Here is a 14,203-nt window from a genome sequence, read left to right on the forward strand (position 1 = left end):
CCGTTTTTTTAATGTAATACGGGTGCAAACCCGCCATTCAACTATATCTTACTAAAATCAAACGTTTCCAGGAAAGCAGTCGTAAACTGACCCGAGCGGAATTTAGCATCATCCATCAGTCTGATATGAAACGGAATCGTCGTTTTGATTCCTTCAATTACAAACTCCTGAAGCGCCCGCTTCATCCGGGTAATAACCTCTTCCCGCGACTGACCCGATACGATCAATTTGGCAATCATGGAATCATAATTGGGAGGAATAGTATATCCACTATATACATGGCTATCGATCCGAACGCCATGCCCACCAGGAAAATGTAGATTCGTGATTTTGCCAGGTGATGGACGGAATCCATTTGCCGGATCTTCGGCATTAATCCGGCACTCCATCGCATAGAGTTTAGGCGTGTAATTCCGGCCCGAAATTTCGGCCCCGGCGGCCACCTTTATCTGTTCTTTGATCAGGTCGAAATCCGTTACCTCTTCCGTAATTGGGTGTTCTACCTGAATCCGGGTATTCATTTCCATAAAGTAGAAATCTCCGTGCTTATCGACGAGAAATTCAACCGTTCCGGCCCCTTCGTACCCAATTGCCTGAGCGCCTTTAATGGCCGCTTCGCCCATGCGCTCCCGCAATTCGGGCGAAACAATCGGCGACGGCGTTTCTTCGACCAGCTTCTGGTGCCGACGCTGAATTGAACAATCCCGCTCCGACAGGTGGCAAACTTTGCCGTATTGATCCCCTACAATCTGAATTTCAATATGGCGGGGCTCCTCAACGAATTTTTCCAGATAAAGTCCATCATTACCAAAGGCAGCGCCAGCTTCGGTGCGGGCGTCATTCCAGGCTTTTTCAAACTCATCTTCTGACCGAATAATGCGCATACCGCGACCACCACCACCAGCAGTTGCCTTCACAATCACCGGATAGCCCATGCCTGCCGATAGTTTCTTACCCTGTTCAACAGACTCCAGTAAGCCCTCTGAACCCGGAATAACAGGAACGCCGGCTGCCCGCATGGTTGCTTTAGCCGTCGCTTTATCGCCCATTCCGTTGATCTGCTCAGCCGTGGCACCAATGAATTTAATGCCGTAATCGGCGCAGATTTGCGAGAATTCAGCATTCTCGGACAGAAATCCGTAGCCGGGGTGAATAGCATCGGCACCTGTTACTTCGGCAGCCGAAATAATACTTGGAATACTTAAATACGATTGTTTGCTGATGGGTGGGCCAATGCAAACGGCCTCGTCGGCGAAACGCACATGCAGGCTATCGCGGTCGGCGGTCGAATAAACGGCTACCGTCTTGATACCCATTTCGCGACATGTCCGAATGATGCGCAGGGCAATTTCTCCCCGATTGGCGATTAAGATTTTTTTGAACATAATTTAAAGAGCGAAAGAGTGAAAGAGCGAAAGAGCGAAGGTGCCAGAATCACTCTTTCGCTCTTTCGCTCTTTCACTCTTTAAATTAAATGGGTTCTACCAAAAACAGCGGTTGGTCGTATTCGACAGGTGTCGCATTCTCGACGAGAATCTTCACAATACGGCCCGATACTTCCGACTCGATTTCGTTGAACAGTTTCATGGCTTCGATGATACAAACCACTTTACCTTCGGTCACGCTGTCGCCTACTTCAACGAACATCGGCGAGTCCGGGTTAGCCGAGCGATAGAACGTTCCGATCATTGGTGATTTGATCGTGATATACTTCGAAGCATCGGCCTGGGGAGCGGCTGCCGGTACCGCGACCGGCGCTGCTGGTACAGCAACTGCCTGTGGCTGGGCAATGGGTGCCTGGGCTACAGGAGCAGCCGCAGCAGGTGCAACCGCAGCGGCTGGCGCACCAGCTCCATAGCGCTTAACGCTGATTTTCAGATCAGTCGTTTCGATGTTGACTTCGTCTAAACCCGATTGCGAGATGAAGTCGATGAGTTGCTGTATGTCTTTTGTATTCATAGTTTTTGATGATAACGGGCGTCGGAGCAATACTGAATTGGAAATGATGACTGATTAAATCGAGAGCATCTCTCGTTTATATTTCATCTGTCAACATTTATTTCACTCGTTCTACATAATCACGGGTGCGCGTATCGACCCGGATTTTCTGACCTGATTCAATAAAGAGCGGAACCATAATTTTTGCGCCCGACTCTACTTCGACTCGTTTTTTAGGGCTGTTGGCCGTATCACCCTTAATACCTGGTTCGGCATATGTCACTTCCAGTTCAACGAAGGGCGGCAATTCGCACGAAAGGGGCGTATCGCTATCGGCGTTAATCAGGATTTCGACTTCCTGTCCTTCTTTCATCAGATCGGCCCCTTCGACAAGTTTATCATCCAGGTTAATCTGATCGAACGACTCCTGGTCCATAAAGTTATAGCCCGCTTCGTCTTTGTACAGGTATTGGAACTTCCGACGCTCAACCCGCACGGGGTAAATTGTTGCGCCTGAGTTGAAAGTGTTATCGATTACCCGGCCCGTTGTCAGGCTTTTCAACTTAGTTCGTACAAAAGCCGCGCCTTTCCCCGGCTTTACATGTTGAAATTCAGTAATTTGAAAAAGATCGTTGTTGTAATTAAGAACCAATCCGTTGCGGATATCTGCGGTCGTTGCCATGCTTTATTGTGTATGATATACGATGTATGGTGTATGATATAATTTACGGGTACATTCATACCTCATATATCATACATCATATATAAAATTAGTACGCCCACTTTACATAAGCGGCTCCCCATGTAAAGCCGCCACCAAAGGCAGCCAGAACCAGATTATCACCTTTTTTCAATTGCGATTCATAGTCGAACAGGCAGAGCGGAATGGTAGCAGCCGTCGTGTTACCATATTTATGGATATTCATCATGACCTTATCGGTCTGAATACCCATTCGATGCGCCGTAGCGTCGATAATGCGTTTGTTTGCCTGATGGGGCACCAGCCAGGCAACATCACCGCCAGAGAGCTGATTTCGTTCCATAATCTCAGCCGATACATCGGCCATATTCTTTACCGCGAATTTGAACACCGATGGACCGTCCTGATAGACGTAATGCCAGCGTTTTTCAACGGTTTCATGCGTGGGTGGGTAGCGGCTACCGCCGGCTTTCTGGAAAAGATGGTTTTGCCCTACGCCATCCGACTTTATTATAGAATCCAGAATACCAAGTCCTTCGGTGTTGGGTTCAAGCATAACGGCCCCGGCTCCGTCGCCAAATAAAACACAGGTTGTGCGGTCGGTGTAATCCGTAATTGCCGACATCTTATCGGCTCCAACGATAACTACTTTTTTGTACTTACCCGTTTCGATGAATTGCGAACCCACCGTTATGGCATACAGAAAACCGGAACAAGCCGCCTGGATGTCGAAACTCCCCACATTACGAATGCCCACCATATCGCAAATCAGGTTGGCGGTACAGGGAAAAACAAAATCGGGTGTAGTCGTCGCGCAAATCAGTAGATCGACGTCTTCAGGCTTAGTATTTACTTTTTCGAGCAAACCTGCCACGGCTTTTGCCCCCATGTGCGAAGAGCCCATGCCCTCGCCTTTTAAAATATGCCGTTCTTTGATACCCGTACGGCTCGTAATCCATTCATCGTTCGTATCCACCATGCGCTCCAATTCGGCATTGGTGAGCACGTAATCGGGAACATAACCATGAACTCCAGTTATGGCAGCTTTACTCATAGGATGATAGTACAGTTATCAGTAAACAGTAGCCAGTGAACAGGTATCAGTGAATTCAGATGGATAAAAAGCGCTTATTATTTCACTGATACTAGTGCCTGCTTAACTGAGTGCCTGTGCAATTTTAGTGTATGCGTCGGACTCAACCTGCCGAATGGCCAGATTAATCATATTTTTGATCGCTAAAGGCGATGAAATACCGTGGGCAATAATTACGTTTCCATTGACCCCCAGAATTGGACTTCCGCCAACCGATTCGTAGTTGGTTTTATCCAGAAATTCATCGCGCATGCCTCGTTGTGTGGCCACATTATAGAATGACTCGCCCAATTTGAACATGGCGTTGCCGGTAAACCCATCGGTTATAATAACGTCGGCTAGGCCGGAGAAGAAGTCTCCCCCTTCCATGTTACCCACAAAGTTAATCCGATTATTATCTTTCAGGAGTTGGTGTGCAGCCTGAGCGACCAATGATCCTTTTTGCTCTTCCGAGCCGATATTCATCAGTGCTACACGCGGTTTAGCAATGTTGAACGTCGATTGTGCATAAATAGAGCCGATATGGCCGAATTGAGCCAGCATTTCGGGCTTGCAATCGGCATTGGCACCTATATCGAGCATAACCGCATAGCCGCCCGTAAGTTGCGGCACGAAACCCGCAATACAGGGCCGCAAAACGCCCTCAATCGCCTTTATGCTAAATAAGGCTCCCACGTGCATAGCGCCGGTATTCCCTGCACTACAAAACGCCTGAACCTTACCATCCTTCAAAAGTTTAAACCCAACCCCGATACTGGAATTGGGTTTCTGCGAGAGCGCCTTGGTGGGGTGTTCGCTCATTTCAATAACGTCGTCGGCATTTACCAATTCAATATTGGCAACTGGATGAGCCGTGTGCTTCTGGATTAACTCCTGCACAACAGTCTGCTTGCCAATCAGCACGATCGTAACATCTTCCGGCAATTCAGCAGCGGCCATCAATACTCCTTCCACGATAGCGTCGGGAGCAAAATCGCCACCCATTGCGTCCACTGCAATTTTCATTGACTCCGTTTGTTCAATATCTCCCCAGTTAAGCTGGTTTTTAAACTAAATACGCGTAAAAATAGGGAGGTGGCTGGCAATAAAAAAGTATTTCGCGTTCATCTTCGGAAAGACGTCAACGAAATACTTTTCAAAAATAAATGAGATTTAGGCTGTTTTCGCGTAATTCTCAATGATCATTTGCCCTTTATAGAACAGATTGCCTTCAAAAACGTGGGCGTGATGCCGCTCGTGTACTTCGCCAGTCTGGGCGTCGGTTGAAAGCGCCACAGGCGTAGCCTTATAGTGCGTTCTGCGCTTATCGCGCCGGGTGCTGGAGTGGCGTCGTTTGGGGTGTGCCATGATTCAGTCTTATAGTTATAAAGTTATATAGTCACCTAGTTTTCGAGCTGGCAGATTGCGTATCAGTCATTACCTGAATGACCACCACGGCGAACCGTTTACAATCGTATCACTCTACAACTAAAATTAGTTGTCACTTAGTTTTCGCAAAGCGGCCCAGCGTGGATCAACGTCCGGCTGGTCATTTGCTTCACCGTCATCAGTTTCGGCACCCGACCCCGAGCTGTAAATAAGCTTTACCTCTTGGTCGTCGTCCTCATCTTCCTCGTTCCGGAAGCGGGGATGAAGCCGCTTCATCGGTAATGACAAACTCAGAAACTCAAAAATGTAACGGGCTACGTTAATCGTCGCGGTGTTCCGTTCAATGAGTTCGATCTCGTCACTTAACTCTTCATTGTGGTCGCCAAATTTCAGCAACATTGTCTGTTGCGTATCGACCGGTTCATCGTATTCATCGAGGCTACGGTCGCAGGTTTGCTCAACTGTACCGACGATGTGAAAGTCCAGACGAATCATCGTCTCCGACTTTTCGAGCACCACATGGGTCTTAACGTTTCCCGCTTTGATCAAGTCCTGCTCAAGGGCGGCAAAAAACGAACTGTCCGATGTAAAATCGTACTCGTAGCGTTTGTTGTCAAGACCAACGATATGGATGTCGTATGCGCGTAATGTATTCACCTCGTATCTCCTCCACTCCGGTGGCCCGGTTCAAAGAATAAGACCGCAAAGGTACGAAACGTTTGTTAATCAGGAAAGTGATGCGTAAAAAAAAGCTTTCCAGGAATTGTCGGACAGACCAAATACTGGACTTTGTTCGGTACATTTCCGTTAGGCTGGCCTTTTGGTAAGCGAGCTAACCGGGTTTGAATACGTTTTTGCCTATGCTTTTATCGGGTCTACCCTTCCTCTCGCTGGCTATCGTGGTTCGTATTGTGGCGAATCCGCTCGCAAACGTCTTCCAGAAACAGCTGACCCAACGGGCGGCCAACCCTTTATTCGTGACAGCGACAACCTATGGACTGCTAGTACTGGTTTGCCTGGTATTCTGGCCGCAACTTCAATTCACTGGTTTATTACCTGAGTTCTGGTACAGTATGCTCATTACCAGCTTGTTTGCTATGCTTGGCAATGTATTTCTGGTAAAGGCCATGCACCTCGGTGATTTATCGGTGCTGGGGCCTATCAACGCCTACAAAGCAGTTGTGGGTATGCTGGTCAGCATTTTTCTGCTAAATGAGATTCCGGGCTGGTGGGGACTGGCTGGTTTGGTATTGATTATAGCAGGCAGCTATATGGTTCTCAACGACAGGCGACAGCCAGAACAGATATTCGGAAAAGCATCCCCCCTTCGCCTGTTTCAGCGGCCAGAGGTCAAACTACGGCTGGCCGCCCTGGTGTTTTCGGCTATTGATGGTGCTTTTCTCAAAAAGGCCATTATTCTTTCGACACCCACCATTGCGTTTTTTTACTGGTGTGTATTGGGTTTCGGATTTACCTTCATCTGGATTTTGTTCACCATTCGTCTTACGTGGCGTGCCCAAACGAGGTTGCTTCTTGTGCAGAAAAGGACATATCTGGCTCTCTGTCTAACAGTTGGACTCACGCAGATGGCCAGCAATATTACCCTCGCCAATATGCCCGTTGGCTACGCGCTAGCCTTATTTCAGATTTCAGCACTGGTCAGTGTACTGTTTGGCTATCACTTTTTCAGGGAAGGTGGAATTATCCGAAAGCTGATCGGAGCGGGTATTATGGTGGCAGGCGCTATACTAATTTCGACGCTGGGTTAACTATCTTTCAAATTAGCAGTTATCGTTACCAAACCAATTTACTACTATGGCACAATACCAACTTGTCGAGAAACACGCGATTGAACACCACAACGAGTATTATGAAGTGCGGGTAACACAAGCTGACGGAGATACTAAAAGCCTGTTTTTCAGCACGAATGAAGAAAATTTAGAAGAAGTTGCTGCAGCAATTGTTGCCGATCATCTGTCAGGCGCTAAACACTGGACGGTGATCCCGCATCGGAAAGACGATTAAAAATAAGCCGTCAAACTGGTACCGCACAAAATTTTAATAACGCATTAAACATTTTTTATTGATTATAGTTACGCTAAACTTTATATTCACGGAACGAATTAATGGAAACTCCATAGGAGTAGTTCCTACCGTAACGTGAAACGATGAAGATTAAGGCAACACTGCGTCTAGTAAGTTTATTTATTAGCTTAAGTTACCAGATTTCGTTGGCCCAGGTGCTCACACCGGCTCAAACCCGTACTGATTTAAGCTACCTCAAGCGGAAACTCGATTTGCTCCATCCGGGTATGGGTTACTATACGCCCCAGGCCCGGATGGAGCAGTTATACGATTCGTTGTATAACCACCTAAACTCGCCAACCGACTACCTGTCGTTTTATCACCACATCAGCCCATTGGTAGCCGCTATCAAAGATGGACACACCAACCTGAACCACCGTAAAAACTACATTGGTAAGTACACCCGCTTCCTGCCGTTTTACATTCGGCTAGTCGAATCCCAGTATTTCATTAGCCACAACGTATCGTCGGATACTACGCTCCAGCGGGGCACCGAACTACTGACCATCAACGGTCGGCCCGTTGCCGATGTGCATCGCGAACTAATGAACGCAGACCACTCCGGCTCCGATGGCGACAACCTCACCGGTCGCAGGCAGTGGAGTATGGTTCAATTTGCCGACTATTATGCAGCCTGGTTTGGTTCGGCAGATTCCATTCAGATCACGTACCAGCTTATCGGTGATTCCCTCGTTCGGAAAACGCGCTTACGTTGCCTAACACTGGACAGCTTCCGGGCCCGCATACAGCGCCGATACGGTGTTGAGCTGGACAGACGCCCAAACCTGTCGGTGCGCACGGTAGACACGCTTACGCATACCGCCGTGCTACGCGTTTCCACCTTTATGGGCACCAAGAAGAAAGATCCGTTTCAGTGGGGCTTCAATCGGCGGCTAAAGCGGGCATTCAAACAAATACGCCAGGAGAACGTACAAAATCTGGTGATCGATATGCAGGGAAATGGCGGAGGCATTGTGGTCAATTCCGCCCGTTTGCTTCGGTACTGGATGCAGAAACCCTTCCGCATCATGGACCATGAAGAAATGAAACGGGCCGCCCGTACGGAACTCGTTACCCGATGGAATCCGTTTTCGGCGCTTAATTTCAGCCTGCAATATAGGGCCGATAACAGCGGTGGATTTGCCAGCCGTTCGTCCAACCGGCGCTACCGGCCCCGGCATCGGGATTCCTTTTCGGGCAATTTGTATTTTCTGGTCAATGGCGCATCGTTTTCAGCGACTACAACCGTACTGGCCAAAACGCTGGATGCGGGTTTGGGCACGTATGTCGGCGAAGCGAGTGGCAGTGCCTATTGGGGCGACTTTGCCGGGCACTTCAAAACGATAACCCTACCCAACTCCCGGCTTCAGGTGCGCATCCCGCTCAAAAAACTAACGCATGCCGTTGAAACCGAGCGGGCAAATGGCTTTACTGTTGAGCCTGACTTTATTGTTACCCGCAGTTTCGACGACCTAATGAACAACCGGGATTATATACTGGACTATACGCTTCGACTCATTCGGGAGGGCATTGTGATTCGGCCGGGCGTCGATAAACAACCAATTCGAAACCGGGCGTTGCAGGCTTCGCGGTAAAACCGTACCTTTATAGGGTATTCGGTTCTTAGTTTACAATGCTCAGTACGATACAAAACGCAAGTCAAGGCCTGTTGAGGCCCTGGCGAACCAGGTACTGAAGTAGTCAAGCTGCGGCCGTAAACTTTTTATATGTGTATTGCATCGTTGACGTTGAAACTACGGGGGGTGTAAAAGGCCCGACCCGGCTTACTGAAATTGCCATTTTCCGCCACGACGGACAGCAGGTTGTTGACTCGTTTCATTCCCTGTTGAACCCGGAATGCCCCATTCCACCGTTTATCCGGCATCTTACGGGTATCTCCAATGAGATGGTTCAGGATGCGCCTACGTTTGCGGAGGTTGCCGATGATGTACTGAATATTACAAAAGATGCGATTTTCGTCGCTCATAACGTTGGCTTTGACTTCGGTTTTATTCAGAAAGAATTGAACTGGCTGGGCCACGATTATTTACGGCGCACCCTCTGCACCGTTCGCACGAGCCGCAAATTGTTGCCGGGCCACCCATCTTATAGCCTCGGCAAACTTTGCCGTTCACTCGAAATTCCATTGAGCGGTCGACACCGTGCTCAGGGCGATGCGGCTGCCACGGTTTTGCTGTTTGAGATGCTGCTGCGCCATGATTCGCAAGGATTAATTCCCCGGCTCAATACGAGAATTGAGTATACTCGTTAGTCGGACACCGGATTCCTTGGTGCGAGATACCGACGCTGAACGTTTTCTGACGGGCATGGGCGGCCCACCACTGGTCATTTGGTTTTCAGGCTCGTAACCGTAATTAGTCATTCATTTCGTCTTCGCCTTAATCATGCCAATGTATGCACGTTGTTAACTTCATCCGCTTATCGTTTATGTTAAGTTCGTCTGTCGTACTGGGTCAGTCAACAAGCCCTATAACGTACCCTATGACCCGGAAAACCGATCAGGTCGACAATTATCATGGCACTCAGGTCGCTGATCCCTATCGCTGGCTGGAGGATGACCGCTCGCCGGAAACCGCCGACTGGGTTAAAGCCGAAAATAAAGTCACGTTCGATTATCTGGCACAAATTCCCTACCGGAAACAATTTCAGGATCGGCTCGAACAGGTTTATAACTACCCCAAATACTCGGCACCCAGCCGAAAAGGCGACTGGTTTTACTTCTCGAAAAATGATGGCTTACAGAATCAGGCCGTGTTGTACCGTCAGAAAGGTCTCGAGGGGAAACCTGAGCTAGTAATTGACCCTAATAAATTATCGGCCGATGGCACAACGCGTCTGGGCGCTTTTTCGCTCTCAAAAGATGGAAAATATGCCGTTGTCGGCCTGTCCAAAGGCGGGTCCGACTGGCAGGAGTACCAGGTTATGGACCTGGCGACCAAGACGTACTTATCCGACAAAATCGAATGGGTAAAAGTATCGGGAGCCGCCTGGCAAGGCGACGGTTTCTACTATAGTCGATACCCGAAACCCGAAGGCAGCGCGCTGGCAGCAAAAAACGAAAATCATCAGGTTTTTTTCCACAAGCTGAATACGCCCCAATCGGCCGACCGGCTAGTCTACGAAGACGCGAAGCATCCGCAACGGTTTCATATTGTCAGTACAACCGACGATGAGCGATTTGCCTTGCTATCCATTAGCGACCGGGGACAAGGGAAAGATGGCAACTCGCTTCTGTTTATGGACGCCACTTCTTCCCAGAAAACGTTCGTACCGGTTGTGGCCGAGATTACCGACTTCAGTTATGGCGTAGTAGATAACGACAGCGACCGGCTCCTGATCCTGACCAACGAAAAAGCACCCAATAGCAAAGTTGTTGCCTTTGACACGAAAAAGAAGGCATTTTCAACCCTAATTCCCGAAAAGCCAGAGCCCATTGCCGAACGAAGTGTTAATGCGGCTGGGGGTAAATTATTTATTGAATACGCCAAAGACGTAACCTCGAAAATTGAGGTTTTCAGCTACGCCGGAAAATCAGAAGGCGAAGTCAAACTTCCCGCTATTGGCTCGGCAGGTGGTTTTGGGGGCGAAAAAGACGACAAATTTGTCTTTTACACATTTACGTCCTTTACTTTCCCGCCAACCATTTATCGGTATGATATTGCAACGCATAAAAGCACCGTTTTCCGCGCGCCCGAGGTAGACTTTAATCCATCGGACTATGAAACGAAGCAGGTATTTTACACCAGTAAAGACGGCACGAAAGTGCCCATGTTTTTGACTTATCGGAAGGGATTGAAACTTGACGGTACAAATCCGACGCTGCTTTACGGGTATGGCGGTTTTAACGTTAGCCTGCCCCCTTCGTTCAGCCCATTCCGGATTCCGTTTCTGGAGCAGGGCGGTGTTTATGCGCAGGCCAATTTGCGGGGCGGCAGCGAATACGGCGAAAAATGGCATGAGCAGGGTATGAAGCTCAAAAAACAGAATGTTTTCGACGATTTCATTGCCGCTGCAGAATACCTGATCGCCCAGAAATACACCAGCCCGGCTAAACTGGCCGTTCAGGGTGGATCGAATGGCGGCTTGTTGGTTGGTGCGGTGATGAACCAGCGCCCCGACTTATTCCGGGTGGCGATTCCGCAGGTGGGCGTTATGGATATGCTGCGGTTCCATAAGTTCACAATCGGCTGGAACTGGATTGCCGACTATGGCAGCAGCGACAATGCCGACGAATTCAAGGCGCTCTACGCCTATTCGCCCATTCATAATATCAAACCGGGCATCAACTATCCGGCCACGCTAATCACCACCGCCGACCACGACGACCGGGTTGTACCGGCTCACTCGTTCAAATACGCGGCTACGCTACAGGAAATGTATAAGGGAGCCAATCCAGTACTGATCCGGATCGACACGAACTCCGGCCACGGAGCCAGCAATACCAAAAAGAACATTGAAACGGCCGCCGACATCTATTCCTTTATTCTGTGGAATATGGGTATCAAGAGCTTAAAAGAAGTAGCGAGTAAATAATTTCCTGCATATAGCCAAAAAGGGCCGCCTGAAGTTCAGGCGGCCCTTTTTGGCTATATGCAGGAAATTATTTATAGCTTGAATGTTATGCCTAACAAGAGGGGAGCAATACCCGTTCCTAGTTCAGCAAAACCACCTACTTTCTCGCTAAAGAAATAACGACCACCTAAGTGGATAGGTACAAAGATACCACTACCGAAGGTGCTACCTCCATATATGCTATTACTATAAGAAACGCTCTCGTAGCCTAAGCCAATACCCGCATACAGGTCAGCCTTATCGGTGCTTAAGTTCAGGATCTCATTGAAGTGGTAAGAGCCACGAGCGGCAAAATAGAGATAATTGATTTTGTCATTAAACCCTGCATAGCCATAATTGAAGCTACGGTAAGCTACCTGGCCACCTACAGTAATGTTTGGTGCTACACCAAAGTCGGCTGCGGCACCAAAGGCAATACCACCTGCGCTGGAATAGCCCCCTACGCCAATTCCGACGTTTATAAATTTAGTGCCCTTGTCAACGGCAAGCTGTGCGAACGATTGCGTTCCGGCTAGCAATCCAAGAACAAGTAAAATAGAAAAGTGAATTTTTTTCATGTGACGAAACTGATTTATGTTAGAATTTGAGACAAAGTAAATGCGAATATGTTGGGCTACCAAGCAAAAAGAAGACCCACTTATTATTCGGTCATATATTCTTACGGAAAGTAAATATACATCGTCGTAGACTTCGCACTCACAGTAAAGTAACGGATTTACCATAAAAAGTTTACTTTTAGATACTCATTTCTTGTTTGTTTATTAGCCACCCGTAATAAACACAAAGGGACAACCCGCCTGAGTTGTCCCTTTGTGTTTACTGCCGTAATGAAAATTCTATGAATTGGCCACTTCGGGCTTCAATTTCTCTTTAAATACTTTCCGGAACTTGTCGACCTTAGGTGCGATCACATAAGCGCAATAGCCCTGGTTGGGGTTGTTAGCGAAATAACTCTGATGATACGCTTCGGCTTCATAGAACGTTTCGGCGGGGCTGATCTCCGTCACAATCGGGCGATCATAGGCGCCCGCTTTGTTTAATTCAGCTTTAGCGGTCTCGGCCAGTTGTTTTTGCTCATCGTTGTGGTAAAAAATCACCGACCGATATTGCGTACCAACATCTTCGCCCTGGCGGTTGAGCGAGGTTGGGTCATGGCTGCGGAAAAAAGCTTCTAAAAGTTCCTGGTAAGTAATTTTGGCTGGGTCATAGGTGACTTCAACACATTCTGCATGGCCTGTAGTGCCGGTACATACTTCTTTGTAGGTAGGATTGGGCTTTTGGCCACCTTCATAGCCAGAGACGGCGCCAATAACACCGTCGAGCGATTCATACAAGGCTTCTGTACACCAGAAACAACCCGTTCCAAAAGTCGCTTTGGCCAGATTGGCCGATTGATTTGTGGTCATAAATCGTGTTTCTATAAACCTGCAAGCTGAGCTACCCAACGGGTTTCTCAAACCTTATAGGTTTAATTAGGTTAATTTTCCTGATTGTTTAACATAACTGTCATGCGTAAAGTTTACGCCCCCCGCCTGTGAAAGACTTCGACACCGACCGTTTCCGCTACGATGGCGACAAGCCATTCAAACTAAAAAAAGCACCTACCAAAGTAGATGACCTCTACGAAGACGACGAACACTATGAAGCCCTGCTTCGGCAACAGGCAGCCGAGATCGACAAATGGCAGGAGCGTATGTTTGCCCACAACCGTTTTGGGTTAGTCACGGTCTTTCAGGCTCTTGATGCGGCCGGAAAAGACGGTACTATTCAGCATGTATTTACGGGCACTAATCCGGCAGGCGTCCGGGTCTATTCGTTTAAACGGCCGACCGATCAGGAGCTGGACCACGATTTCCTGTGGCGCAGTTGGCGCGAATTACCCGAACGAGGGACCATCGGCATTTTTAACCGCTCGTATTATGAAGAAGTGCTGGTAACCAAAGTCCATCCCGAGATTCTGACGGAAAGCCAGCGGCTGCCCGAAAAAATAACGGAGGATCTGGATAAACTGTTCAAGCATCGTTTTGAAGCCATTCGGGACATGGAGACTTTCCTGTACCGAAACGGCTTCCCAACAGTCAAATTCTACCTACACGTATCCAAAAAAGAGCAAGGCGAGCGGCTTATTGCCCGTATTGAGGATGCGGAAAAGAACTGGAAATTCGAAGAAGGCGACGTAAAAGAACGCGACTTCTGGGACGACTATCAGGATGCCTATGAAACCTGCGTCCGTGAAACCGCCACCGATAAAGCGCCCTGGTACGTGATTCCCGCCGACGATAAGAAAAATATGCGGCTGCTGGTCGGTCGAGTTATTATTGATGAACTCAAAAAACTGCCCATTACCGAGCCCGAGCCAGATAATGAACGCTTCAAGGCCTTACAGAAATTGATTCCGGTTATTCAAGCTCAATAATAACGCGGCT

At 48.4% G+C, this 14,203-nt stretch carries 15 protein-coding genes; 6 read left to right on the forward strand and 9 right to left on the reverse strand.

Annotated elements, in window-relative coordinates; translation table 11 throughout:
* Positions 1-41 precede the first annotated feature (41 nt).
* The 7 genes from accC to SD10_RS26565 form a co-directional block, all read right to left on the reverse strand.
* A complete protein-coding gene (gene accC / locus SD10_RS26535) occupies positions 42-1,385 on the reverse strand; it encodes an acetyl-CoA carboxylase biotin carboxylase subunit (protein ID WP_046578224.1) in 1,344 nt (447 codons plus the stop codon).
* An 85-nt stretch (positions 1,386-1,470) separates the two neighbouring features.
* The gene (gene accB, locus SD10_RS26540) at positions 1,471-1,959 is read right to left on the reverse strand and encodes an acetyl-CoA carboxylase biotin carboxyl carrier protein (RefSeq protein WP_046578226.1); all 489 of its coding nucleotides are present in this window, start codon (positions 1,957-1,959) and stop codon (positions 1,471-1,473) included.
* A 97-nt stretch (positions 1,960-2,056) separates the two neighbouring features.
* Complete coding sequence (gene efp / locus SD10_RS26545; RefSeq protein ID WP_046578229.1) at positions 2,057-2,620, reverse strand: elongation factor P; 564 nt, start codon at positions 2,618-2,620, stop codon at positions 2,057-2,059.
* Between the two features lie 88 nt (positions 2,621-2,708).
* Positions 2,709-3,692: a beta-ketoacyl-ACP synthase III gene (locus SD10_RS26550; RefSeq protein WP_046578231.1), complete on the reverse strand. Its 984-nt coding sequence runs from the start codon at positions 3,690-3,692 to the stop codon at positions 2,709-2,711.
* Positions 3,693-3,794: 102 nt separating this feature from the next.
* Positions 3,795-4,736, reverse strand: a complete 942-nt coding sequence (plsX, locus tag SD10_RS26555; RefSeq protein WP_046578233.1) for a phosphate acyltransferase PlsX — start codon at positions 4,734-4,736, stop codon at positions 3,795-3,797.
* A 147-nt stretch (positions 4,737-4,883) separates the two neighbouring features.
* Positions 4,884-5,078: a 50S ribosomal protein L32 gene (rpmF, locus tag SD10_RS26560; RefSeq protein WP_012929722.1), complete on the reverse strand. Its 195-nt coding sequence runs from the start codon at positions 5,076-5,078 to the stop codon at positions 4,884-4,886.
* A gap of 126 nt (positions 5,079-5,204) precedes the next feature.
* Positions 5,205-5,756 (reverse strand): YceD family protein, encoded by a 552-nt coding sequence (locus SD10_RS26565; protein ID WP_046578236.1) that lies wholly within the window; start codon positions 5,754-5,756, stop codon positions 5,205-5,207.
* 203 nt (positions 5,757-5,959) lie between these two features.
* On the opposite strand from SD10_RS26565, the gene SD10_RS26570 reads away from it, so the two are divergent.
* The 5 genes from SD10_RS26570 to SD10_RS26590 all read left to right on the forward strand — a co-directional run bounded on the left by SD10_RS26570 (position 5,960) and on the right by SD10_RS26590 (position 11,738).
* Complete coding sequence (locus SD10_RS26570) at positions 5,960-6,868, forward strand: DMT family transporter (protein WP_046578238.1); 909 nt, start codon at positions 5,960-5,962, stop codon at positions 6,866-6,868.
* Positions 6,869-6,914: 46 nt separating this feature from the next.
* Positions 6,915-7,124, forward strand: coding sequence for a hypothetical protein (locus tag SD10_RS26575; protein WP_046578241.1), 210 nt, complete (start codon positions 6,915-6,917; stop codon positions 7,122-7,124).
* 143 nt (positions 7,125-7,267) lie between these two features.
* Entirely contained in the window at positions 7,268-8,779 is a 1,512-nt protein-coding gene (locus SD10_RS26580) for a S41 family peptidase (RefSeq protein ID WP_046578243.1), read from the forward strand.
* A 134-nt stretch (positions 8,780-8,913) separates the two neighbouring features.
* A complete protein-coding gene (locus SD10_RS26585; RefSeq protein WP_046578245.1) occupies positions 8,914-9,456 on the forward strand; it encodes a 3'-5' exonuclease in 543 nt (180 codons plus the stop codon).
* Positions 9,457-9,632: 176 nt separating this feature from the next.
* Positions 9,633-11,738, forward strand: a complete 2,106-nt coding sequence (locus SD10_RS26590; RefSeq protein ID WP_148562574.1) for a prolyl oligopeptidase family serine peptidase — start codon at positions 9,633-9,635, stop codon at positions 11,736-11,738.
* A 71-nt stretch (positions 11,739-11,809) separates the two neighbouring features.
* On the opposite strand, the gene SD10_RS26595 is transcribed toward SD10_RS26590, so the two are convergent.
* Positions 11,810-12,334, reverse strand: a complete 525-nt coding sequence (locus SD10_RS26595; protein WP_046578250.1) for a hypothetical protein — start codon at positions 12,332-12,334, stop codon at positions 11,810-11,812.
* 279 nt (positions 12,335-12,613) lie between these two features.
* The gene (gene msrA, locus SD10_RS26600; protein ID WP_046578252.1) at positions 12,614-13,183 is read right to left on the reverse strand and encodes a peptide-methionine (S)-S-oxide reductase MsrA; all 570 of its coding nucleotides are present in this window, start codon (positions 13,181-13,183) and stop codon (positions 12,614-12,616) included.
* A gap of 128 nt (positions 13,184-13,311) precedes the next feature.
* Between msrA and SD10_RS26605 the strand changes: the two genes are divergently transcribed.
* The gene (locus SD10_RS26605) at positions 13,312-14,193 is read left to right on the forward strand and encodes a PPK2 family polyphosphate kinase (protein ID WP_046578253.1); all 882 of its coding nucleotides are present in this window, start codon (positions 13,312-13,314) and stop codon (positions 14,191-14,193) included.
* The last annotated feature ends 10 nt before the right edge of the window (positions 14,194-14,203 follow it).

Source organism: Spirosoma radiotolerans (genome assembly GCF_000974425.1).
In the GTDB taxonomy this organism is placed as follows: domain Bacteria; phylum Bacteroidota; class Bacteroidia; order Cytophagales; family Spirosomataceae; genus Spirosoma; species Spirosoma radiotolerans.

Excerpts from the sequence above, each read along its gene's own strand:
- plsX (WP_046578233.1), bottom strand. The coding sequence starts at position 4,736 with ATGAAAATTGCAGTGGACGCAATGGGTGGCGATTTTGCTCCCGACGCT.
- SD10_RS26550 (WP_046578231.1), bottom strand. The coding sequence starts at position 3,692 with ATGAGTAAAGCTGCCATAACTGGAGTTCATGGTTATGTTCCCGATTAC.
- SD10_RS26595 (WP_046578250.1), bottom strand. The coding sequence starts at position 12,334 with ATGAAAAAAATTCACTTTTCTATTTTACTTGTTCTTGGATTGCTAGCC.
- SD10_RS26575 (WP_046578241.1), top strand. The coding sequence starts at position 6,915 with ATGGCACAATACCAACTTGTCGAGAAACACGCGATTGAACACCACAAC.
- SD10_RS26580 (WP_046578243.1), top strand. The coding sequence starts at position 7,268 with ATGAAGATTAAGGCAACACTGCGTCTAGTAAGTTTATTTATTAGCTTA.
- accC (WP_046578224.1), bottom strand. The coding sequence starts at position 1,385 with ATGTTCAAAAAAATCTTAATCGCCAATCGGGGAGAAATTGCCCTGCGC.
- accB (WP_046578226.1), bottom strand. The coding sequence starts at position 1,959 with ATGAATACAAAAGACATACAGCAACTCATCGACTTCATCTCGCAATCG.
- rpmF (WP_012929722.1), bottom strand. The coding sequence starts at position 5,078 with ATGGCACACCCCAAACGACGCCACTCCAGCACCCGGCGCGATAAGCGC.
- efp (WP_046578229.1), bottom strand. The coding sequence starts at position 2,620 with ATGGCAACGACCGCAGATATCCGCAACGGATTGGTTCTTAATTACAAC.
- msrA (WP_046578252.1), bottom strand. The coding sequence starts at position 13,183 with ATGACCACAAATCAATCGGCCAATCTGGCCAAAGCGACTTTTGGAACG.
- SD10_RS26570 (WP_046578238.1), top strand. The coding sequence starts at position 5,960 with ATGCTTTTATCGGGTCTACCCTTCCTCTCGCTGGCTATCGTGGTTCGT.
- SD10_RS26590 (WP_148562574.1), top strand. The coding sequence starts at position 9,633 with ATGTTAAGTTCGTCTGTCGTACTGGGTCAGTCAACAAGCCCTATAACG.